Below are 21,704 nucleotides of genomic sequence, written 5' to 3' on the forward strand. Positions count from 1 at the left end.
ATTCCTCCGTGGGCAATCCGGCCAGTGGACTACCCCGGCTGTGAACTTGCGGGTTTGCCGACGCTGGGTTGGTCGACCGGGCTCGACTGTTTCCCAAATACGGCGGGTCTCCAGTCGTGTCCGTCCCACTCCCAGTACGTTCCATCACACTCCGAAGAGTTGTCGGATCCGTCCCTGCCGCGTCCAGCAGACAGGGCGGCGGGCCGGGCCATCGGCCCTTCTCTCGCTTGCAGCAGATTCCACGCCCCCACAACATCACTATGCGCGTCCAACGCGCAGTCGCGGCACCTGAACAAGTCACCCTCCCTCGACACGTTCTCGCTGCCACACTCGGGACACGCACTACTCGACTCTGCCTCGCTCACCTGCTCGACGGTGATGCCGACATCACCGAGCGTGAGTTCGAGACGGTCGACGAGCTGGCGGTGTGACCAGAACCCGTGGGTTTTCTCGTTCACCACAGCCGACCAGTGCGTCTCCAACACGCCGGTCAGATCGCCGACGTACACGGTGCAGACGTTGCGCTCGAGCAGCCAGTCGACCGCGTGTTTCACCCCGGCGTCGCGGCTATGATCGCGTCTCTCGCCACGCCTCTCGTACACGCGCTGGATGCGCGGGCTCGTATACTGGTCGGCGGGCAATTGCGACTGCAGCTCGGCGATCAACTCTGACAGCGCTTGGAACCGTTCAAATTCGAGGCGAGCGTGGTAGACGGCGGTCTCCCCGGTGGTGGTGACGATGGCGAGGGTGTTGTTCGCGCCGACGTCGATGGCGGCCGCGTGCATCGTGTTCTCGGGATCGAGTGTGTGAGTGAAGGCATCCAGCCGCTGTTCTCGCAATCGGTCTGGCCGTATGCGAACCGGATGCTTGACACGAAGCGTGTCGGCCGCCTCGTCGTAGACGAGTTCCAACCGCGCGTCGTCACCGTCCCACTGGGGATTGCCGCGGACTTCCAGCGTGATGCGTTCGTTGTGGTCGAAGTCGTATTTCTCTTCTAGCACTTCGCCGACGCCGAACTCGAGGGTACTCCGGTGTTCGTCCCAGTCGAACTCGTAGAGGTCGTTGCGGACGAGGCCGTACAGCTCGTAGCCGTCGTCGCGGTTGCCTTTGAATCCGGGCGGAGAGGGTTTCTCGGTGATCGAGGGGGCGTCGGAGTGGTATGTCTCGAGGAGGGCGAAGTGGCTGCGCCACGCGTCGGCGTTTTTGCGGGCGACTTGTTGGCAGGTGGCTTTGCCGAGGACGAGTGCGTACTTGTCGTATAAGTCGGTGTACTCGGCATCCCAGACGTTGCCGTCGGGGTCGAAGTATTGGTCGAGGCGGCGGTAGTTGATCTGGTTCCAGAGGGGTGCGTGGGCGACCAACCATTCGAACAAGCACTGTTTATACCGCTCGCTGGTGGGTGTGACAGTGTACTCGTTCGTGCGCCGCGGTCGGTCGCTCACGTGTCGTCTGTTTGATGTACTGGAGTGTGAACGTTGGGATTGCGGCCGTGTATGGGAGCGTGGTTGTGGTCAGCAGTGACGGATTCATCCCACGACTGAAGTTGTGGGCTTTCTCCTGTTTTCCCTGTAAGCGTGATCGAGAGTCGGTACCGAATCCCGTTCCTGGTGGCCCGCGTCGGGACTGCCGTCTCGCGAACGACTTTGGGTCCGCGTCTCGTACGCCGTTCCATGCCGACGGTTACCTTCGACGGCCGGGAGATCGACTGTGAGGAGGGGGCGATCCTTCGCGACGTCCTGCTCGAGGCGAGGCTGTCGCCGCACAACGGACGATCGTCGCTGCTGAACTGCCGCGGCCACGGCACCTGTGGAACCTGCGCGGTGGAGATCGACGGCTCCACGAACGAGCCGACGAGCCGCGAAAAGCGACGGCTCTCGGTGCCACCTCACGATCCCGACGCCGGACTACGGCTGTCCTGCCAGACGGAAGTGCGGGGCGACCTGACGGTCGAGAAACACGGCGGGTTCTGGGGACAGCACACGGAGAAAACGTCGCGCGACTAGCACCGCCGGCTGTCCGACGGGTCCGGTGCGTCGAAAACGGAGATCGGCTCGAGGACCCGCTCAGTCCTCTCGAGTGAGGATGTCCGCGGAGAGCCCCTGGGCCATCTCGATGTCCTTCGAGTTGTTCATCGTCCAGGCGGTGCGCTCGGTGACGGCCTCGATGGCCTCGCGGGCGCTCGGGTAGCCGTTGCCTGACTTCTTGACGCCGCCGAACGGCAGCTGTACTTCTGCGCCGATACACGGCAGGTTCGCGTAGGCCAGGCCGATCTCGGCGCGATCACGGAAGTAGTTGATCTGGCGGTAGTCCTCCGAGACGATCGCCCCCGCCAGCCCGTAGGGGGTGTCGTTGTGGATCTCGACTGCATCCTCGATATCGCCCGAGTACTCGAGCAAGGCGACGTGGGGGCCGAAACACTCCTCTTTCAGACAGCGCAGGTCTGTGTCGTACTCGATCTCGTAGACGAACGGGCCGACCCAGTGGCCGTCCTCGTGGCCGTCGGGAATCTCGCCGTCCTCGAGTTCGAAGCGGTCGACGAGAACGTCGGCACCCTCCTTGCGGGCGAGCTCGTTGTGCTTCTCGATCTTTTCGACGTGCTCGGCCTCGATGGCCGGCCCCATGAACGTCGACTCCTCGAGGGGGTCGCCGACGGCGACGTCCTCGGCGATCTCGACGAAGCGTTCCTTGAACTCGTCGTAGAGGTCCTCGTGGACGATCAGGCGTTCGCTCGAGACGCAGCGCTGGCCGGTCGTCTTGAAGCTCGACATGATCGCCGAGTGGACGGCGATGTCGAGGTCGGCCTCCTCGGTGACGATGATGCCGTTCTTGCCGCCCATCTCGCAGGCCGCGAGCTTGCCGGGCTCGCCGCCGACCTTGCTAGCGATCTCCTGTCCGACTTCGGCCGAGCCGGTAAAGAGGACGGTGTCGACGCGCTCGTCGTCGGTAATCGCGGCGCCGGCGTCGCCGTACCCCTGGATCATGTTGAACACGCCCTCGGGGATCCCCGAATCTTCGAACATCTCGGCGATGATCTGGCCGCACCACGGCGTCTGCTCGGCTGGCTTCCAGACGACCGTGTTCCCCTCGACCAGGGCGATGGCCATGTGCCAGAACGGGATCGCGACCGGGAAGTTCCACGGGGTGACACAGCCGATCACGCCCCGCGGTTTGCGGCGCATGTAGGCGTCCTTGTTCGCGACCTCGCTCGGCACGACGTCGCCGTGGGGGTGGCGAGCGTTACCGGCGGCCCACTCGACCATATGCCAGGCCTCCGTGACGTCGGCTTTCCCCTCGCTGATCTCCTTGCCACACTCCTGACTGACGATCTCGCCGAGTTCCTCGTGGCGTTCGCGAAGTTCGTGGTAGATGTCCCAGAGGTACTCCGCCCGGTCGATATACGAGAGGCCCCGCCACTCCTCGAAGGCCGACTCCGCGGCCTCGAGGGCGGCGTCGACGTCGTCGGCGGTCCCGCGCTGGAACTCCGCCAGGGTTTCGCCCGTCGCCGGATTCTCACTTGCGAACGTCTCCGAACCGCTTCCGTCGGTCCACTCTCCCGCGATGTAGTGCTGGTGTGGTTGCGTCCCGGTTTGCTGCGACATGGTTCGTACTCACACGCCGTACGTATGTAAGCACCACCGATCATGGTCGGCCCCGTCCGAAGATAATTCCACCCGCTCATCTGTCTAACGCATTGGTCGGGTAGTGGCTTATGCCGACTGTCTCAAGTGATGCGAACGAATGATCCCCCCTATTGCAAGCAAGTTCGTCGCGGGTGAGACGCCCACCGACGCGCTCGAGCACGTTCGGACGCTCAACGAACGCGAGGTCGCGGGCATTCTCAACCTGCTCGGCGAACACTACGAGGACCCGTCGGACGCGGCCGCGGACACGAACGCCTACGTCGAACTGATCGACAGCATCGCGGCGTCGGATCTCGACGCCTGCATCTCGGTGAAACCGTCCCAGATCGGCCTCGGCGTCGACGAGGAGACGTTCGAACGAAACCTCATCGAAATCGTCGACTACGGCGCAAACAGGGGCGTGTTCGTCTGGGTCGACATGGAAGACCACACGACGACCGACGCTACCCTCGACGCCTACGAAGCGCTCGTCCGTCGCCACGGGGGCGGAGCGGGCGTCTGTCTCCAGGCGAACCTCAAGCGCACTCGGGAGGATCTCGAGCGCCTCGCGGACGTTCCCGGCAAGGTCCGACTCGTCAAAGGCGCCTACGACGAACCCGAGGAGATTGCCTACACCGACAAGGACCGCGTCGACGAGGTCTACCGGGAGCTCATCGAGTACATGTTCGAGTCGTTCGACGACGGGATCGCGATCGGGAGCCACGATCCGGCGGCCGTCGCCCACGCACGCGAGCTACACCGGACCCACGGCACGCCCTACGAGGTGCAGATGCTGATGGGCGTTCGGACGGACGCCCAGTACGAGCTGGCCGCCCAGGGGGTCGACGTGTATCAGTACGTTCCCTACGGCTCCAGGTGGCTGTCGTACTTCTATCGACGGGTTCGCGAGCGCAGGGAGAATCTCACGTTCGCGCTGCGGGCGATCCTGAGCTGAGTCGGCGTTCCCCGTTCTCGAGCGGAGACGGTGACGACGAGAGGGGCAACCACGAACCGTCCGTCTACAGAGATACAGCGAGAGTGCCTCGGGGTCGTACGAGAATCTCCGATTTTCGTAATGACGAGACGCCTTTGGCGTCTCGAACCACTTGACCCCGAGGCTGAATCGCGTAAACCATATGACCAATATCACCGTATTGACGAGTACAGTTGCGACGTGGGTTACAGACCGCAATCCGAAGCAACTGCGCGCAGTTGCGAGGAATGCGACACCTCTCAAAGCCCGCGCTCTTGGCGTGGTGAGACGGGTGTTGTCGGGTCGTGGTGGAGCGACCGACCCTCACGGACACAACGGGTGTTCGGGTGTTAATTCCAGCCGACCCATTCCGGGAAGGTCGAGGGGAATTAAATTCGCCTGCGTCCATCCGTCCGTTTCTGGACAGCATGGACAAGACGGTGAAGCCTCGGGACTTGTCCCCGAGGTACTTCACGGATCCAGTAGCTTCGATTCGGCCCTGCGCAGGTGCTCGAGCAGCGTCGATTTCGCGATGTCGAGGTCGGCCGCAAGCTCCCGAGTCGTAGTCTCTCGAGGCCACTCGTAGTACCCCGTTTCGCGGGCGTGTTCGAACACTTCCCGCTGGGCAGCCGTCAGCGTGTCGAGACGCCGGGCACGGGCCGAGTGCCCGGGGGCGTCGGCGGTCGTGATCGACGTTACGGTTACTTCGGCACCGGTCGTCTCGCGGACGTCGTCCAGCGAGGGCTCGATGCCGGACCGATCACCGGCGAAACACAGCTTCCACGTCTCGCTGCCGTCCTCGATCCGAACCGGTGCGCTGTGGACGAACCCGTTCTCGAGCAGGGTCGGACAGACCATCTCAGCGGGATCGTACTCGAGGAAAAACTCGCTAACGACGTTTCCGGGCGCGTTACGGGCACGTCCGAACCGTTCCTGAAGTTCGAACACCTCGCCCGAGTGCTCGGAGTCACGGATCGCGTCCAGAAGCCCCTCGACCTCCGCCGACGTGTCGCCGAAGGCCGTGAACAGTCCTTTGACCGTGTTCGGTCCCTCGCCGTCCGATTTCGGGGAGTTGTAGACCGCGTGAGCGAGCACGCCGCCCCCCGTTCGATCCGTCGCCTCGATAGCCCAGCAGTTCGGGTGCCACAGATCGAGCGTCAGCCGAACGCTCGATAGCTCGCCGTCCAGGCTCATATGTAACCGTGCCTCTAGCGAGGGTTTTTATGTTGCGGTTCCGAGGAGAACGCTTCGAATCGACGCGGCTGGCGTCGGACGGAGAATCGTATCAGCAGCGACCTGTCGTCGACCGCTCAGACAATCAGTCGCCCGAGATCGCGCGGATAGTACGTCAGCGTCTCCGTACCGTTGTCGGTTACTAACACTGTATCGGAGTGGCGGAAGCCGCCCAGGTCGGGAAGATAAAACCCCGGCTCGACGGTGAACAGCTCCCCGGGTTGGATCTCGCCCGCCTGACCAACATCGAGGAACGGCCGCTCGTGTCCTTCCATGCCGATGTTGTGGCCGACGTGGTGTTGTGCGTACTCGGCAACCCCCTGCTCCTCGTAATAGTCGACGACCGCTTCCTCGACGGCGGCGTACTCGACGCCCGGTCCGATCGCGTCGATCGCGATCTCCTGGGACTCCTTCATGATCTCGAAGTATGTCCGCTGGGCGTCCGAGGCTTCGTCGACGAACATCGTCCGCTCGAGTTCGGTCGTGTAGCCGCCGACGGTCGGTTTGACGATGGTGACGACGTTGTCGCCGCGTTCGATCCTGTTCGTCTGGTTCATGCTGTGTGGCAGCGCCGTCACCTCGCCGGTTGTGAACAGACACTGCATCGGGTTCGCCCACGATCGCATCTCGTAGCGGTCGCCCAGCGCGTCGAGCATCGGCTTGACGGCTTCGGCCTCGACTTCCGCGCGGACCTCGATCGGTCGCCGGCCGACTTCGATCCGGTCTTGTAGGAGCTGGTGACCGAGGTTGGCCCAGACGCTCGCCTCTCGAATGAGTTCGATCTCGTGGTCGCTTTTCGTCTCCCGCATCTCCGTCACGTACTCCTCGACGCTAACGTCCGCGGCGACGAGTTCGGAGAGTGAGGGGCCGGTGTATCCGTTTCGCGCCGGGCTCCCGTCTAAATCGACCGCGATCGCGCCGTCGGCGATCTCGAGTCGATCGCACATCTCGGCGACGCGCCCCATCGGATCGCTTTGCGGGTACTCGAAGTATGTCGTCACGTCGTCGATCAGGAAATCGTCCCGGGAGGCGTGTTCCTGTTCCAGACGGGGAACGACTGCCTCGACCCGCTCGTCGGTGACGCCGAGCGCGACCGGCCGCTCTGTCGCCAAGTGGTACATCCCGCTGACGTAGTGGATGTTCAGCGACCCGAACAGGACGACGCCGTCGTACCCGTCGGCGTCCGCACGGTCCAGTAGCTCGCGTTTTCGGTCGCGGTGTGTCGTCTCGGGGATCGTGAGACCGGTCATTGAGTGACACCAGATGAGTCTCCGTATTAAAACCGGACCCGACCGGAGACGGTCACGGGTTCGTTTCTATTTACTATCTATAACGATCGACGGGAAACGATCGGTCGGGCGTGTATTTAACAGACCGGTCTTTCATTCGCACGATATGGCAGTCGAAGCTGACGGTACGTTACTCTATATCGTCGCCAGCTATCTGGTCGTGATGCTCGGCGTCGGCGTCTGGGCGTACAGTAAGACGGACACTGCGGAGGACTTCATGGTCGCCGGCCGAAGCCTCGGTGCGGTGATCATCGCCGGGACGCTGATGGCGACGTGGATGGGGTCCGGAACTGTCACAGGGGGTGCGAACTCGATCGCGTACGCCAACGGGTTCTGGCCCGCGCTCCTGTTCGGAACGGCCGCCCTCATCGGCATCGGGGTCCTGAAAACGCTCGCCCCGCGCATCCGCAGGTTCGACAAGCTTACGATCCCCGAGATGATCGAGGAGGAACTGGGCAAGGAAGGGCGGATCATCAGCCTGCTCGTGATCGCGTTCGCCTACGTCGGCATCGTCTCCTACCAGTTCATCGGTCTCGGCTTCGTGTTGAACGTCACGACCGGGATCTCGGTCGCACAGGGGACGCTCATCGGGACGGTCATCATCATCGCGCTCGCAGCGATGGGCGGGCTCATGTCCGTCGCGTACACGGACGCGATCAGCGCGTTCCTGATGCTCGTCGGTCTCGTTCTCGCCGTGCCGTTCGTGATCCTCGAGGCCGGCGGGATAGACGGAATCGCTGCGAGCGTCCCCGAGACCCACTTCGACGCGCTCGGTGACCTCTCCTTCCTCCAGTTCTTCGCGCTGTGGGCGCCGCCACTGCTGTTGATCCTTGCGGACCAGAACATGTACCAGCGGATCATCGCCGGCGAAACCGACGAGGGAACCAACGCGGGACTCGTCGCCTGGTTCGTCGGCGTGGCCGCGGCGATGACGCTCGTCCCTATCATCGCGTTCGCCTCGCGGGCGATGTTCCCCGAACTCGACCCCGGAATGGCCCTGATAGCGACCACGACTGAGATTCCTGTCTGGGTCGGCGGGATCCTCCTGGCAGCCGCCGCAGCGTTTATCATCACGACCGGCAGCTCCTACCTGCTGTCGGCCTGTACGAACCTCTCACAGGACCTCTATAAGGGCTTCATTAACCCCGACGCCACCGACCAACAGGTCTTCTGGCTGACGCGGGTCTGCGTGGTCGTTCTAGGGATCTTCGCGTTCGTTCTCGGACAGTTCTTCCCGACCATCCTCGAGGTCCAGATGTACTCGTACACAGCCTACGGCGCTGCAATCACGCCGCCCCTGCTGGCGATCTTTCTGATGCGCGAGCGGCTGACTAAAATCGGCGGTCTCACCGGGATGATCGTCGGTGCGACGCTCGCGATCACGTGGGACACGGTGCTCGCGAGCCCGTACGGACTGGATGCGGTGATCATCGCCGCGCCGGTTGCCGGACTGCTCATCGTCGTCGTCAGTCATTTCACGAGTAGTTCGTCGATGCCGTCGGGGACTCACGCCTAATACGAAACGAACCGATATGTCGGCCGGCGTGCTGGAACGTCGAACGCCTCTTCTACCGATCCTCGTCCTTGCCGCGATCCCGCGTCACCGTTCGATCCCCCTCGGGAGGCGCCTCCTCGTTATCGGAGTGGCGCTCGTCGCCGGCCTCGTCCATCCCCTCGGTTTCGGGCTCGAGGGCCTCGCCGGAGCGCCCGTCCTCGTCGGGGAGGTCGTCGGTTCCCGCGGTCCCCTGTCCGGTGTCGCGTCTGCCGTCCCCGGAGCCCTCGTCGTCGATCCGTTCGTCGTGTTCGATGACCGGTTCGCCGTCGTCGCGTCCGGCACTCTCGGCGTCGTCGTCCGCGCTGCCGTCGTCGCCGGCGCGCTCGAGCCGAACCGTCTCGTCCGTGATCCCGCCGACGTCGTCTTCTCCGAACGAAACCGTTTCCGCATCGGTGTCGACGTTCTGACCGAGCGCACCTCTGAGCGACTCGAGGGCGCCGGAGTCGTGGTCGATCTCGGCCGTCGCACCCTCGAGGGAGACGACGACGCCGACCCGTTCGCCGTCCGCGGTCTCGACCGGTTTGCCGACGTCGTTCTCGGTGAGTTGCGTTCCCATGGGCGGGCTAACGGTGAGCGGGAAAAACCGGCAGTGCCTGCACTCGCGGGGTCCGCGAATCGGCGGCTCGCCGGAGCGAACCGGCTCGTCAGCGCTGCTGACCCAGATCCGCCGCCTTCTCGAGTTCGCTTCGTAGCGTCGTCGAGTCGAACTCGTGGTCGGGGCGCAGCCGGACGAAGTCCAGAAAGCGCCGAGCTGACAGCAGCGTCTCCGGATCGTACACCGACAGGGCCGCGTTGACGGCGTCTCGGGGGCCGATCCGGGGCTCGAGCACCGCGAGCGCGCAGGCGATATCGTAGGCGGTCGTCTCGTCGACCCGGTCCTCGTGGACGCTGGTGGCGTCGATGAAGTACAGCTCGCCGTCACACAGCAGGATGTTCTCGGCACGCAGGTCGCCGTGGGCCATCCCGTGGGTGTGCAGCGTCGCCAGCATCTCGAAGAGGTCGACGGCGCGGGCCGCGACGAACTCGTCGGAGACCTCGTCGAGGGACTCGAACGCCGGGAGGTACTCGAGGACGAGCACGCCCAGCCCGTTGACCTCGAAGGCGTCGATCGGCCGGGGCGCGTTGATCCCGATCTCGCGCATTCGCCTGGTCGCCTCGTACTCGTGTTCGACCATCTCGCGGGGCGTGTCGAACCGGTCGAAAAAGCCCTCCGTACCCGAGGAGAAGGCGCCGACGTTACGACCGGTCGTCAGTAGGGCGTGGACCAGCGCGTTCTGTCGGGAGACGATCTTGACGAACCACTCCTCGTCGATGACACACGGCGTCGACAGCCAGTTGTCGGCCTCGAGGAACTCGACGCGGACGTCCTCGCGGCCGTACCGATCCGCCAGCGTCCGGACGACGCGCTCGATGCGGCTCCACTCGACGGTTCCGCGAGCGAGCTGGCGGATATCCATACGTCCAACGAAGGAGCGATGGGGTTAAATGCCTCTCGAACTCCCGCAATCGAGACCGGTTTCGGAGACGAGTTCGCGATCCGACGTTCCCGCTCGCGGACCGTCGGAACAGTATTATTATCAGCGGTGCGACGGTACCGTTCGGTACGCATGGACGCTGTCGACGACCTCGGTGACGCGATCGCCGCGACGCGGAACTTCCTGACGCCAGTCCGGGCCGGGCTGTGGCTCCGGCTGGCGATACTCGCGCTGTTCGTCGGTGGACTGGGCACCGGGTTTCCGTCCGCTCCGACCGGCGACGTCGGCCCGGCGGCAGAGCAAGCCCCCGGTCCCGGAGCCGAGACGATCCCCGAGGAGGCGCTCGCCGCGGCCGCCGTCGCCGTCGGCTTCCTGCTGTTGCTGTGGCTTGGCTACGCGCTCATCGCGGCCGTCATGGAGTTCGTCTTCATCGAGTCGCTTCGCTCCGAGACGGTCCGCGTTCGGCGGTACTCGAACGCGAACGTCGGCCGCGGCATTCGGTTGTTCGGGTTCCGGGTGGCACTTATTGTGATCGCGGCGCTAATCGGTGCGACCCCCGTCGTCGCCTCGATACTCGGCCTCGGCGGGATCGACGGAACGACCGGAGTAGTGGGTCTGGCAGCGCTGTTCGCTGTCGGCGTCTACCTTCTCTACGCCGTGATCAACCGCTTTACCTCCGAGTTCGTTGCCCCCATTATGCTGCTCGAGGAGCGGGGCGTGCTCTCGGCCTGGCGGCGGTTCTGGCCGACGGTTCGGGCGAACTGGCTCGAGTACGTCGTCTACCTCGTTCTCGTCTGGATCATCCAGGCCGCCATCGGGATCGCCGTCAGCATCCTCATGCTGATCGTCGGCATCATCGTCGCGATCCCGTTCGTCGTCGTTGCGGTCCTGCTGTTCGCACTCGGCGACGTCGGCGCGATCCTCGCCGCAGTGGTGGTTCTGACGGGGATCCTCGCGTTCGTACTCGCCGCGTTGCTCATCCAGGTCCCCGTCGTGTCGTACTTCAAGTACTACGCGCTGTTGTTGCTCGGCGACACGAACGCCGAGCTCGATCTGATCCCCGACCAGCGGGCGGCGATCAGAGCCGACGGCGGCGGAGAGCCGTCCGGGCCCGTTCGGGACGACTCGAGTCGACCGCCCGAGACCGACGACTGGGGTGACGACGAGGACGACTGGACGGCCGACTACGGGTGGGTCGACGACGAGGAGGAGATCGACGACTGGGAGGACGCCGGCTGGGGTGAAACGGAGGATCGAACCGACCGCGACGATCCGGACGACCGGGAGGACCGCGAGGACGACGACCGCGGCTGGTAGCCGCCCCCTCCGTAGTTGATCATTTTTCCGGAGCGTTTATTCCGGGGCTCGGCAAGTATTGCATATGGACTTCGAGCTGCCGGACGAACATCGGATGATCCAGGAGACGGTCAGGGAGTTCTGCCAGGGCGAGATCGAGCCGATCGCCCAGGAGATCGAGGACGACCACCGCTTCCCCGAGGAGATCTTCGAGCAGCTCGCCGACCTCGACATGATGGGGGTTCCCATCTCCGAGGAGTACGGCGGGCTCGGCGGCGACACGCTCATGTACTCGCTGGTCGCCGAGGAGATCGGACGCGTCTCCGGCTCGGTCGGACTCTCCTACGTGGCACACATCTCGCTTGCCTCGAAGCCAATCGAGCTGTTCGGAACGCCCGAACAGAAAGAACGCTGGCTGCGCCCGCTCGCGGAAGGCGAGTACATGGGTGGCTGGGCACTGACGGAGCCGAGCAGCGGCTCGGACGCCTCCGACATGGATACCGTCGCCGAAAAGGAGGGCGACGAGTGGGTGATAAACGGCACGAAGCAGTTCATCACGAACGCCTCCGAGGCGGGCTCGGTGCTCGTCAAGGCCGTCACCGACCCCGGCGCGGGCTACGACGGGATCTCGACGTTCATCGTTGACCCCCGCGAGGACGACGGGTTCGAGGTGACGACGATCTGGGACAAGATGGGACTCAACGCCTCGCCGACCTGTGAGATCCAGCTCGAGGACGTCCGCCTCTCGGAGGACCGCCTGCTCGGCGAGGAGGGCGACGGCTGGGACCAGACGAAGAAGACGCTGGACGGTGGGCGGATCTCGATCGCGGCGCTGTCGACGGGACTCGCACAGGGCGCCTACGACCACGCCAAGGCCTACAGCCAGGAGCGCGAGCAGTTCGGCCAGCCCATCTCGCAGTTCGACGCCGTTCGGGACAAGGTCGTCGACATGCACCGCAAGACCGAACGCGCCCGACTGCTCACCCACCAGGCGGCCCACCGCTACGATCAGGGCGAGCCCGTCACCCGCGAGTCCGCGCTGGCGAAACTCGACGCCAGCGAGGCCGCCCGCGAGGTTGCCGAGGACGCGGTGCAGGTGCTGGGCGGCTACGGGTACACCACCGACTTCGCGCCACAGCGGTTCTACCGCGACGCCAAACTGATGGAGATCGGCGAGGGGACGAGCGAGATCCAGCACCTCGTCATCGGCCGCGAACTCGGTCTATAGGATGCTCGCGACGGCTCTCGGGATCGTCTTCCTCACGTTCGGCCTCGCGGGGATCCGGTATGCCCCCGCGATCGTCGAGGCTCAGCGCCGGGAGGGGATGACGCCGTTCGACGACGCCGAACTCGAGGCGTCCGACCGAGTCAGGGTCACGCGGGGAACGGGCGCCGTCGCCGTCCTGATCGGCCTCGCCCTGCTCGTCTACGGGCTGGGCCTCGTCTAGGGACGATCGGAACGCCGACGACGCTGATCCAAGGTTGCACTCGAGCACTCGACGAGCGGTCGACTTCTCAAAAGCATCGGCGCGCTAGCGACGGAACAGCCCGAGGACGGCCGACGCGGACGACCCGTCGGCGGGGTCGTCCGCCCGTTCGCGGTGGAGTCGCGTCAGCCGGGCGACGACGACGTAGCTCGAGGCCGACAGCGCCGCGGCTATCAGGAGGTTGCCGACCAGGAGCTGCCGGACGACGATCCCCGCGGTCTCGAGCAGCGAGGTGTCCGTCGTGCTCGAGCGAAGCGGTCGCTCGCCGAAGATGAGCCCGCCAACCTGGTAGCTGCCGACGTAGACGGCGGGTTTGACCAGCGGGTTGAGCACGGCGATCGCCGCGATGATCGCGGGCTTGCTGACCCACGACCACCACGCCGCGAGCCCGGCGAGCAGACCGATTCCGAGCCCACCGGTCGGCATGGCCGTCACGAAGATCCCGATCGCGAAGCTCAGCCCCACCTCGTGGGGGGTGTGTTCCTCGCGGAGGGCGGTCGTCAGCTCCCGGCGGACGCGCTCGCGGTACCGGGAGAGCCGTTCTCGGATCACGCTCTGTCGATCGGTCCGTCCGGGTCGGCAAAAACATGTCGACGTGCTCGCGGCCGTGTCGCCGGGCCGACAGCTCGAGGCGAGACTACGGGAAGCTGCCGGCTTCCTCGAAGGCGTTCGCGACGCGCTCGATCGCGACCACGTAGGCCGCGGTGCGGGGGTTCTCGAGGTCGTTCTCCTCGATCGTCTCGATGAGAGCGTCGAAGGCGTCGACGATGTGGCCCTCGAGTTCCTCGTTGACCTTCTCCTCGGACCAGTAGAACCGCTGGCGGTTCTGGACCCACTCGAAGTACGAAACGGTGACGCCCCCGGCGTTAGCGAGGATGTCGGGGATAACGAAGGCGTCCCCCTCGGCGAGGATCGCGTCTGCCTCCGGGGTGAGCGGGCCGTTGGCGGCCTCCGAGATGACGTCGGCCGAGACGTCCTCGGCGAGCGCGGCGTCGATCGCGTTCTCAAGGGCCGCAGGGATCAGCAGGTCGACGTCCATCGTCAGGACGTCCTCGTTGGTGAGCTCCTCGTTGCTCTCCTCGTAGCCGGCGATGCTGCCAGTCTCGTTTTTGTGGTCCTTCGCGGCGACGGGGTCGAAGCCGTCGGCGTTGTAGATCCCGCCGCTCGAGTCGCTGGCGGCGACGACGGTCGCGCCCATCTCGTCGATCAGCTTGGCGGCGATCCAGCCGGCGTTGCCGTACCCCTGGACCGCGACGGTCGCGCCCTCGAGGTCCTTCTCGAGGTAGTCGAAGGCCTCGCGGGCGGCGAGCACCGTCGAGCGGCCGGTTGCCTCGACGCGGCCCTCGCTGCCGCCGCTGGCGAGGTTCTTGCCCGTGACGACCCCCGGCTCGGTGGTGTTCTCCAGGGTCTCGTAGGTGTCCTTGATCCAGTTCATCTCCCGCTGACCCGTGTTCACGTCGGGGGCGGGGATGTCGCGGTCCTCGCCGACCATCGGTCGGAGCTCCTTCGCGAACGCGCGGGTGAGGCGCTCGAGTTCGGCTTCCGAGTACTCCGTCGGATCGATGACGATCCCGCCCTTTCCGCCGCCGTAGGGGATGTCGACGGTCGCGCACTTGTAGACCATCCAGCCCGACAGCGCCTTTACCTCATCGCGGTTGACGTCCGGGTGGTATCGGATCCCGCCTTTGTACGGGCCGCGGTCGCCGTTGAACTGCGAGCGGAAGGCCTTGAACCGCTCGAGCGAGCCGTCGTCGAGTTCGATCGTCAGGTTGGTCTCGAGGACCCGCTCGGGGTGTTTGAGCCGCTCGATGACGTCGGCCTCGACGTCAAGGTAGGCGGCGGCCTCGTCGATCTGTGACTGGAGACTCTCGAATGGGTTCGCCTGCCCTGTCATACGGAGGCATTTCTCGGACTGGTGGATAAGCGTAGCGAATATCAGTTACAATCGAATAACCCGCAGATATACTAGGACGTTCTAGGTCCCTTCTTCGTCAGTCGACCACACGAGCTCGCTCGAGGATCCGCTCGGCCTGGGCGATCAACGGTGCGTCGATCATCTCGCCGTCTACCTCGAACACCCCTCGGTTCGCCTCCTCGGCTTCCCGCTCGGCCTCGAGGACGCGCTCGGCCCACTCGATCTCGTCGGGGTCGGGGGAGAACGCCTCGTTGATCGGCTCGACCTGGGCGGGGTGGATCGCCAGCTTCCCGTCGTAGCCCAACTGGACCGAGAACGCGGCGTCCTCGCGCAGGCGCTCCCCGTCGCCGAAGTCGGTAACTAGCGTGTCGATCGCCTCGCAGTCCCGGGCCGCCGCCGCGAGGACGACCCGCTCTCGCGCGTAGAGCACTTCGGTTCCCTCCCTCGTCCGGGTCGCGCCGAGATCTGCCGAGAGGTCCTCGGCGCCGAAAACGAGGGCGTCGGTCGCGTCCGCACCCGCGATCTCGGGCGCCGCGAGCACGCCCGCGGCGTTCTCGATCAGGGCCAACACGGGGCAGGCGAGCCCGCGTTCCTCGAGGTCCCTCGACAGCTCGTGAACGTCGGCGCCCGCCGTCGCCTTCGGGAGCATGACGCTGTCGAGACGGATCGCCTCGGCGTCGGCGCCCGCGAGCGCGTCGAGATCGCGCTCGATCGCATCGGACGTAGCGTTGACCCGGACGCAGACCTCGGGGTCGGGATCGAACCCAGGATCTGAAAGGAGGTCGCGGACGACCTCGCGGGCCTCGTCCTTGTGGCCGGGTGAGACGGCGTCCTCGAGGTCGAACACGATCGCGTCGGCGCCGGAATCGGGCGCCTTGCGGAGCATCTCCGGGCGATCGCCGGGCGTAAATAGCAGGCTTCGACGTACCATACCTCCGTGTGTGCGGACCGTCACCGTCAATGTACGGGTCAGAGCGGGACTCAGGCCTCGAGGATCGCGTCGAGGAGTTTGGTCTGTGCGGCGCCGAGGTGTTCGGAGAACGTCGACCGCGAGATACCGATCGCCTCGGCGACGTCGCCTGCGTTCGCCCGCTTCGGGTACTCGAAGTAACCCATCTCGTGGGCGGTCTCGAGGACCTCCTGCTGGCGGTCGGTCAGCCGACTCCGGTCGACGACGGCGAGATCCGTCGACTCCCGTTCACCGGTCCGGAGCAGTTGCTGGAGTTCGACGGCCTCGAACTGTTCGCGAAGCGCGCCGACGATGTCCGACAGTGCCTCGACATCGGTCGCCCGGACGGTCAGATACAGCGCCCCTTCATCGGCCCGGATCGACGACACCGGCGTCCCCTCCGTCTCGACGACCTCGCAGGCACAGGGGCCGTCGAGATCTCGCGTGAACCGGTACACCTCGCCGTGTTCGTTCGCGGAGACCGTCGACAGCTCGACCCCGACGTCGACCGACTCGAGGGGCTCGCACTCGCCTTCACTCTCGATCGAGAACTCCTCGACAGCCGGCGCCTCCGGACTCGAGGGCGACGACCGGGAGACCGTCTCGACCGATTCTCCGGTCGCGCTCGTGGCGCGGGCGACCGGACAGCTCTCCGGGTCGCGAAGTACGACCGTCGCTGACAATCCACTCATACATCCCGCTTCGAGACGGACCACGATTACTTGGGCCGCCAGTTCCCAGCGCGTGGAAAAAAGGATGGGGACGAGCCGATCCCGATGTTCTCTTAAACCCACCCGGATATGTTGGAGGCGACGACTTCAGTACGGCGCGTCACTTTCCACAGAGGAACACACGAGGGATGTCCGAATACGAGTTTACCTGCCCGGATTGCGGGCAACAGATCGACGTCAACACGCCGGTTCGCGAGGCGACGCTGTCACACGGCTGTCCCGTCTGTGGCGCGTCGGTCTCGCAGGAGCACTTCTCGAGGCAGTAGGCCGAACCCGACTCCGTTCGAGGAACACCGAGACGTATCGCCGGCTGTTTCGCCCGAGGGTTCGGCTACTTGCTCTCGGCGTCGCGGTCGATCTCAGTCCGCCGACCGCTCAGCTCCGTCGGTTCGAACTCGTAGAGCTGGATGTCGAGGTTCTCCTTCGAACTCCCCCAGATCTCGAACAGCGGCTGCTTGGCCTCGCCGTACTGCTCGATGCGGGAGACGGTCAGCTCGGATGGATCGATCTCCTCAAGCGAACCGATGGCAACGACGCTCCGATAGGTCTCGTCCGAATCTCCTTCCTCGTAGACCACGAGTCGGGACTCCGGCGAGGAGGCCAGGAACAGGCGCTTCTCGCTTTCGGGCGTCGAAACCAGTCGCAGATAGAAGCTTCGAGCGTCGGCGTCGTACCCGTAGGAGATCGGAATCGCGTACGGCGTCCGCTCGTTGGCGAGCGCCAGTACGCCCGTCTCGTGGCGGCTGAGAAACGCGTCGATCTCGTCGTCGGTCATCTCGGTCTCCTCGGCAAGTGCCATTAACGTACCCCGAGTGCGCGTAGCACTAAAAAAACACCCTTCGTTGTCCCTGGTGCGAGCGGGTCGCGACGCTACGTCCCGGACTCGAGGATGTCGCCGAGGAGTTTCCGCTGTGCCGCGCCGAGGTGTTCGGTGAACGTCGACTGGGTGATCCCGAGGGACTCCGCGACCTCCGTCGCGTTGGCTTCCTTCGGCCGCTCGAAGTAGCCCATCTCGTAGGCCGTCTCGAGCACCTCGTATTGGCGATCGGTTAGCTTCCCGCGGTTGACGAAGATCCGTTCCTCCGGCGTTCCGCTGAGCGGTGGCTGGAGCAGACTCTGGACGTCGACGCCGGGGTACCGCTCGCGGAACTCGTTCATCACCGTCTGGAGCTGATTGAAGTCTGCCGCGTGGAAGACGACCGTTACGTCGCCGTCTGCCGCCCGGTAGCGGTGAACCGGGCAGTCGTACGATCCCAGACACTCGCAGGGACACGACGCCTCGCTGTCGTGGGAACAGCGGTAGAGGTTCGTCGTTCCGTAGGAGAACACCGGCCCCGAGATCGGCTCGTCGAACTCGACGTCGACATCCGCGAGAAACTCGGTCGTCGACCCGTCCGAGCCACAGGAGACGCTCGTCGACACCTGATCAATCGTCGTTCCGGTTTCCCGCGAAAACCGTGCGATCGGGCAGGCTTCTGGGGAGTCTATTTTTACCGTAGCGCGAATTCCCGACGACATAGATGATACACTCGGCTTCAGCCTCCGTCGTATTTAAAGTGGGTAGCCGAAGTCGATATTCTCACACCCTCGGAACAAGAATCGGTACCTTATGGGTGGAGAGCGTAGTCCGAGCTATGAGCACCCGTGAGAACGCACGGTTCGTCTGTCCGGCCTGCACCCGGTCGATCGCCGTCACCGACGCCGTTCGCGACGCGCTCGTCGAGAGCGGATGCGCCGTCTGTGGCGCCGACGTGGATCTCGGCGCCTTCGACGCCGCGGAAACCGCGTGACGAACGAGGAACTTCGAACACCGTCTGTGTGAGGATGTATAAAACCCCATTATAAAGGGTCCCCGATATCGGTGGTCAACACTGGTGGCGCTCCGGTCCCCACGGTGTAGTATGAGCCAATCGCTGACTGGAACCCCGGAGACGTACGGCCGCGACCGACTGACGGACGAGCCGCGGACCGTTTCCAGCGAGGACGAGATCAGAACGGTTCTCACCGCGCTCAACGACGCCGACTGTCGCGCTATTCTCGAGGAGCTCGGCGACAGCGAGCCTTACCTCTCGGCAGCGGAGCTCTCCGATCGCTGTGGGGTCCCCCTCTCGACGACCTACCGAAAGCTCGAGCTCCTCGAGGAGGCCGACCTGCTCGAGGAGAAGCTGCGGATCCGCCAGTCCGGGCGTCACGCGAGCGAGTACAACCAGCGCGTCGACGACGTCACGATTTCGGTCGACGACGGCGGGATCGCGCTCGAGCTCTCGTGAGCGCTCGGTTCGATCGGTCGCGACGAGGGATACCGTTATCCGCTCTCGGAGGGTAGGTCCACCGTGAGTCGCAGTTACGACGGAACGGAATCGAAACCGCCGAGCCTGGCGGTCGTCGAGGCCGTCGCCGACGCGGAGGGTGTTCGGTACGACCGGCTCACGATGCCAGCGTACGACCCTCTCCACTCCGCCGTCGATCCGACCGCGCTCGACGAACTGTTCGCCCCGCTGCGGGACGGACGGCCGCGTACCGGTTCCGTCTCGTTTTCCTACTGCGGGTACGACGTCACCGTCGATCACCGCGGGAACGTCACACTCGAGTGACCGGGACGGGTTCCGAAACGGCAAGACAAATACGCGCCCTCTCCTAACCGTCGCCCGATGGCAACCGCCGACGCGAGAGAGCGACTTCGGGAGCGACCGATCGGCGCAACGATCCTGTTGACGATCGTCGGCTACACGCTCGTCATCGGAACCTTCGTCGCGGACGTCCCGATCTATCCGGATCTGACGAACGCGCAGGTCAACCTGTTTACCCACGCGATCGCGGTGATCAACGCCGTGACGACCGTGTTCCTCGTCGCAGGCTGGTACTGGATCCGAGCCGGCGACGTCGACAAACACCGCGCGGCGATGACGGGCGCGTTCGCGACGATCCTCCTGTTTCTGGTCGTCTACCTGATCCGGGTCGGCGGCGGCGGAACGAAGGAGTTCGTCGGCCCCTCCCCGGAGTACGAGCTCTACCTCGCGATGCTCGCGATCCACATCGTGCTCTCGATCATCGCGGTCCCGGTCGTGCTGTACGCGCTGATCCTGGGGCTCACCCACTCCCCGTCCGAGCTTCGGGAGACCATCCACGCTCGCGTCGGCCGCATCGCTGCCGGCTCGTGGATCCTGAGCCTCGTCCTCGGAATCGTCACCTACCTTATGCTCAACCACATCTACGGCTACGAGTTCGCGATGCTCGTTCCTCTCCTCTGAACGGGATCGTCCCTCGTCGTCGGCCGCGGGTTACTGCTCCCGATCGCGGAGTTCTCGAAGGAGTTGCTCCCCCCATCGCGACTCCCGCTCGGGAGCGCTGCTCCAGAGCCACTTGCAGTACCGCAGGTGCGCGAGACACTCCTCGTGAGTGAGCTGACTCTTACAGCCGGGACAGGTCGGCATATCCGTCGAAACGCGTCCGAAGGGAGAGTAGCTTCCGGTGACCCTCGCTCCCGACCGGTCGACAACAAAGACTACCGGGACGATCCGAGAGTCTACCTGTGTTATGTGTTAGCAAGTGCTTTTCCTCGTGGAGAGCGCGGTAGCGATATGCAGTTCCGCGCAGCGGCAATCGGACTCGGGGGGCTCGGGCAACTCGAACTCGAGGTGCTGGTCGGGCTCGAGGGTGTCGAGCTGGTCGCGGGGGCCGACGTCTCTGGCGACGCACGGGACGTTTTCGAACGGGAGTTCGGCGCGCCGGCGTACGCCGACCACGACGCGATGCTCGCTGACCACGGGGACAGGATCGATATCGCGCTGATCGTCACCCCCCACACCCTCCACTTCGAACAGGCTCGAGCGTGTCTCGAGGCCGACGTCCACGTCTACCTCGAGAAGCCGATGGTGACCGACGTCGGCGACGCGGTCGAACTGCTCGAACTGGCCGACGGTCGGGGGCTCGTCGTACAGGTGGGGTACCAGCGACGCTTTCATCCGGGGTTCGCCGAGGTCAAACGGGTCGTCGACGACGGTCGTGTCGGGGAGATCCACGCCGCGAACGCGTTCCTCGGCCAGAACTGGCTCGGGCTCCACGAGGGAACCTGGCGCGTCGATCCGACGCTCTCTGGCGGCGGACAGCTGTACGATACGGGATCGCACCTGCTCGACGTACTCTGCTGGATTGTCGGCGGAGGGCCGACTCGCGTCTCCGCGGACGTAACGTACGCGAAAGCCGAGGTCGACGTTAACAGCGCGCTGTCGATCGAATTCGAACGCGACGACCGGTCGATCCTCGCGGGTGTCACGATCAGCGGGGACGGCGTCGAACTCACGCCGGCAGAGGGGTACACGATCTGGGGGACGGACGGCCGGGTCACCTTCGACGGCGAGCGGATTCGTCTCGCCGAACGCGGCGCAACGGTCTACGAGAGCACGATCGACGCCCGAACGGATTTCACGACGCTGACGACCGCGAAACTCGGCAACTTCCTCGAGTCGATCGCGGGAACCGCCGACCCGGCCGTTCCGGGGACGGACGGACTCCGCGTGGTCGCGCTGACGGAGGCGGCCTACCGGGCCGACGATCGAGAGCGTCGAGTCGACGTGCAGGCGTTGATCGAGGAGGCACGGTAAGCCGGGCTCGGGAGCCCAGCCCCTGGGATTGGTATGGGAGGGCCCCGTCCATCGAGTATGAAGGTTCGAGGCTCGCTCTCCCACACGGACGTCACGACGTTTCTCGACGAACGGACGGTTCCGATCCGGCTCGGCTGCCGAACGCCCGCCGACCATCCCTGGATGGTGTCGCTGTGGTACCGCCGACGGCTCCTCGAGGCGGGACCGACGGACACCGAAGGCGACGAGGCCGACCGAGAGAGCGGCGAAGCCGGCGAGAGCGACCGCTGGATCCTCGAGTGTGCCACTGCCGCCTCGGCCGACGTCGTCACCTACCTCCGTGAGACGCCCGAGGTGTCGTTCGAGGTTTCGACGAACGACCCGCCCTACGCCGGAGTTCGCGGACGAGGTACGGCGTCGCTCGAGCCCGATCCTAAAAAAGAGGTACTCCGAGACCTCCTCGAGCGCTACCTCGGCGGTACTGACTCGGAGCTGGCACAAACGCTGCTTCGTGAGGACCGCGAGGAGGTGACGATCGCGATCGAACCCGCGGTCGTCTACGGCTGGGACTTCTCCGATCGGATGTAGGACCCGCCAC

26 protein-coding genes are annotated in these 21,704 nt (G+C 65.0%); 13 read left to right on the top strand and 13 right to left on the bottom strand.

Annotated features, from left to right (window positions below):
• Positions 1–29: 29 nt before the first annotated feature.
• Positions 30–1,442 carry a transposase gene (locus tag QA600_RS11725; protein WP_278292128.1) on the bottom strand — a complete coding sequence of 471 codons (1,413 nt, stop codon included), beginning with the start codon at positions 1,440–1,442 and terminating at the stop codon, positions 30–32.
• 228 nt (positions 1,443–1,670) lie between these two features.
• Between QA600_RS11725 and QA600_RS11730 the strand changes: the two genes are divergently transcribed.
• The gene (locus QA600_RS11730; RefSeq protein WP_278292129.1) at positions 1,671–2,003 is read left to right on the top strand and encodes a 2Fe-2S iron-sulfur cluster binding domain-containing protein; all 333 of its coding nucleotides are present in this window, start codon (positions 1,671–1,673) and stop codon (positions 2,001–2,003) included.
• Positions 2,004–2,063: 60 nt separating this feature from the next.
• Here the strand turns inward: QA600_RS11730 and QA600_RS11735 are convergent, their stop codons facing one another.
• Positions 2,064–3,599 carry an aldehyde dehydrogenase family protein gene (locus QA600_RS11735; RefSeq protein WP_278292130.1) on the bottom strand — a complete coding sequence of 512 codons (1,536 nt, stop codon included), beginning with the start codon at positions 3,597–3,599 and terminating at the stop codon, positions 2,064–2,066.
• 139 nt (positions 3,600–3,738) lie between these two features.
• Between QA600_RS11735 and QA600_RS11740 the strand changes: the two genes are divergently transcribed.
• Positions 3,739–4,575, top strand: coding sequence for a proline dehydrogenase family protein (locus QA600_RS11740; protein ID WP_278292131.1), 837 nt, complete (start codon positions 3,739–3,741; stop codon positions 4,573–4,575).
• A 489-nt stretch (positions 4,576–5,064) separates the two neighbouring features.
• On the opposite strand, the gene QA600_RS11745 is transcribed toward QA600_RS11740, so the two are convergent.
• Positions 5,065–5,787 carry a helix-turn-helix domain-containing protein gene (locus QA600_RS11745; protein WP_278292132.1) on the bottom strand — a complete coding sequence of 241 codons (723 nt, stop codon included), beginning with the start codon at positions 5,785–5,787 and terminating at the stop codon, positions 5,065–5,067.
• 116 nt (positions 5,788–5,903) lie between these two features.
• On the bottom strand, positions 5,904–7,076 hold the full coding sequence (locus QA600_RS11750) for a Xaa-Pro peptidase family protein (protein ID WP_278292133.1): 1,173 nt from the start codon (positions 7,074–7,076) through the stop codon (positions 5,904–5,906).
• A 145-nt stretch (positions 7,077–7,221) separates the two neighbouring features.
• Here QA600_RS11750 and QA600_RS11755 point away from each other — a divergent pair, with 145 nt between their 5' ends.
• Positions 7,222–8,631: a sodium:solute symporter family protein gene (locus tag QA600_RS11755; protein WP_278292134.1), complete on the top strand. Its 1,410-nt coding sequence runs from the start codon at positions 7,222–7,224 to the stop codon at positions 8,629–8,631.
• Positions 8,632–8,683: 52 nt separating this feature from the next.
• Here QA600_RS11755 and QA600_RS11760 read toward each other — a convergent pair whose 3' ends face one another.
• On the bottom strand, positions 8,684–9,226 hold the full coding sequence (locus tag QA600_RS11760; protein WP_278292135.1) for a hypothetical protein: 543 nt from the start codon (positions 9,224–9,226) through the stop codon (positions 8,684–8,686).
• An 88-nt stretch (positions 9,227–9,314) separates the two neighbouring features.
• Positions 9,315–10,127 carry an RIO1 family regulatory kinase/ATPase gene (locus QA600_RS11765; protein WP_278292136.1) on the bottom strand — a complete coding sequence of 271 codons (813 nt, stop codon included), beginning with the start codon at positions 10,125–10,127 and terminating at the stop codon, positions 9,315–9,317.
• 150 nt (positions 10,128–10,277) lie between these two features.
• Here QA600_RS11765 and QA600_RS11770 point away from each other — a divergent pair, with 150 nt between their 5' ends.
• The 3 genes from QA600_RS11770 to QA600_RS11780 all read left to right on the top strand — a co-directional run bounded on the left by QA600_RS11770 (position 10,278) and on the right by QA600_RS11780 (position 12,889).
• On the top strand, positions 10,278–11,462 hold the full coding sequence (locus tag QA600_RS11770) for a hypothetical protein (RefSeq protein ID WP_278292137.1): 1,185 nt from the start codon (positions 10,278–10,280) through the stop codon (positions 11,460–11,462).
• 64 nt (positions 11,463–11,526) lie between these two features.
• On the top strand, positions 11,527–12,669 hold the full coding sequence (locus tag QA600_RS11775) for an acyl-CoA dehydrogenase family protein (protein WP_278292138.1): 1,143 nt from the start codon (positions 11,527–11,529) through the stop codon (positions 12,667–12,669).
• 1 nt (position 12,670) lies between these two features.
• Positions 12,671–12,889, top strand: a complete 219-nt coding sequence (locus QA600_RS11780) for a hypothetical protein (protein WP_278292139.1) — start codon at positions 12,671–12,673, stop codon at positions 12,887–12,889.
• A gap of 84 nt (positions 12,890–12,973) precedes the next feature.
• On the opposite strand, the gene QA600_RS11785 is transcribed toward QA600_RS11780, so the two are convergent.
• The 4 genes from QA600_RS11785 to QA600_RS11800 form a co-directional block, all read right to left on the bottom strand.
• A complete protein-coding gene (locus QA600_RS11785) occupies positions 12,974–13,480 on the bottom strand; it encodes a DUF2062 domain-containing protein (protein WP_278292140.1) in 507 nt (168 codons plus the stop codon).
• An 85-nt stretch (positions 13,481–13,565) separates the two neighbouring features.
• On the bottom strand, positions 13,566–14,822 hold the full coding sequence (locus QA600_RS11790; protein ID WP_278292141.1) for a Glu/Leu/Phe/Val dehydrogenase: 1,257 nt from the start codon (positions 14,820–14,822) through the stop codon (positions 13,566–13,568).
• Between the two features lie 97 nt (positions 14,823–14,919).
• On the bottom strand, positions 14,920–15,774 hold the full coding sequence (locus QA600_RS11795; protein WP_278292142.1) for a CoA ester lyase: 855 nt from the start codon (positions 15,772–15,774) through the stop codon (positions 14,920–14,922).
• A 50-nt stretch (positions 15,775–15,824) separates the two neighbouring features.
• Positions 15,825–16,484: a helix-turn-helix domain-containing protein gene (locus QA600_RS11800; RefSeq protein WP_278292143.1), complete on the bottom strand. Its 660-nt coding sequence runs from the start codon at positions 16,482–16,484 to the stop codon at positions 15,825–15,827.
• A gap of 167 nt (positions 16,485–16,651) precedes the next feature.
• Here QA600_RS11800 and QA600_RS11805 point away from each other — a divergent pair, with 167 nt between their 5' ends.
• Positions 16,652–16,789: an FmdB family zinc ribbon protein gene (locus QA600_RS11805; RefSeq protein WP_005553525.1), complete on the top strand. Its 138-nt coding sequence runs from the start codon at positions 16,652–16,654 to the stop codon at positions 16,787–16,789.
• 65 nt (positions 16,790–16,854) lie between these two features.
• Here the strand turns inward: QA600_RS11805 and QA600_RS11810 are convergent, their stop codons facing one another.
• Both QA600_RS11810 and QA600_RS11815 read right to left on the bottom strand, forming a co-directional pair.
• A complete protein-coding gene (locus QA600_RS11810) occupies positions 16,855–17,322 on the bottom strand; it encodes a pyridoxamine 5'-phosphate oxidase family protein (RefSeq protein WP_278292144.1) in 468 nt (155 codons plus the stop codon).
• A 71-nt stretch (positions 17,323–17,393) separates the two neighbouring features.
• Entirely contained in the window at positions 17,394–18,041 is a 648-nt protein-coding gene (locus QA600_RS11815) for a helix-turn-helix domain-containing protein (protein ID WP_278292145.1), read from the bottom strand.
• A gap of 116 nt (positions 18,042–18,157) precedes the next feature.
• On the opposite strand from QA600_RS11815, the gene QA600_RS11820 reads away from it, so the two are divergent.
• The 4 genes from QA600_RS11820 (at position 18,158) to QA600_RS11835 (ending at position 19,774) form a co-directional block, all read left to right on the top strand.
• The gene (locus QA600_RS11820; protein ID WP_278292146.1) at positions 18,158–18,313 is read left to right on the top strand and encodes a hypothetical protein; all 156 of its coding nucleotides are present in this window, start codon (positions 18,158–18,160) and stop codon (positions 18,311–18,313) included.
• Between the two features lie 111 nt (positions 18,314–18,424).
• Positions 18,425–18,793: a helix-turn-helix domain-containing protein gene (locus QA600_RS11825; protein ID WP_278292148.1), complete on the top strand. Its 369-nt coding sequence runs from the start codon at positions 18,425–18,427 to the stop codon at positions 18,791–18,793.
• 63 nt (positions 18,794–18,856) lie between these two features.
• Positions 18,857–19,117 carry a HalOD1 output domain-containing protein gene (locus QA600_RS11830; protein ID WP_278292149.1) on the top strand — a complete coding sequence of 87 codons (261 nt, stop codon included), beginning with the start codon at positions 18,857–18,859 and terminating at the stop codon, positions 19,115–19,117.
• Between the two features lie 57 nt (positions 19,118–19,174).
• A complete protein-coding gene (locus tag QA600_RS11835; RefSeq protein WP_278292150.1) occupies positions 19,175–19,774 on the top strand; it encodes a DUF420 domain-containing protein in 600 nt (199 codons plus the stop codon).
• A gap of 30 nt (positions 19,775–19,804) precedes the next feature.
• On the opposite strand, the gene QA600_RS11840 is transcribed toward QA600_RS11835, so the two are convergent.
• Positions 19,805–19,957 carry a hypothetical protein gene (locus tag QA600_RS11840; RefSeq protein WP_160167134.1) on the bottom strand — a complete coding sequence of 51 codons (153 nt, stop codon included), beginning with the start codon at positions 19,955–19,957 and terminating at the stop codon, positions 19,805–19,807.
• A 147-nt stretch (positions 19,958–20,104) separates the two neighbouring features.
• Here QA600_RS11840 and QA600_RS11845 point away from each other — a divergent pair, with 147 nt between their 5' ends.
• Both QA600_RS11845 and QA600_RS11850 read left to right on the top strand, forming a co-directional pair.
• A complete protein-coding gene (locus tag QA600_RS11845; protein WP_278292151.1) occupies positions 20,105–21,127 on the top strand; it encodes a Gfo/Idh/MocA family oxidoreductase in 1,023 nt (340 codons plus the stop codon).
• A gap of 57 nt (positions 21,128–21,184) precedes the next feature.
• Entirely contained in the window at positions 21,185–21,694 is a 510-nt protein-coding gene (locus QA600_RS11850) for a pyridoxamine 5'-phosphate oxidase family protein (protein WP_278292152.1), read from the top strand.
• The last annotated feature ends 10 nt before the right edge of the window (positions 21,695–21,704 follow it).

Source organism: Natronococcus sp. A-GB1, from assembly GCF_029688845.1.
Taxonomy (GTDB): Archaea; Halobacteriota; Halobacteria; order Halobacteriales; family Natrialbaceae; genus Natronococcus.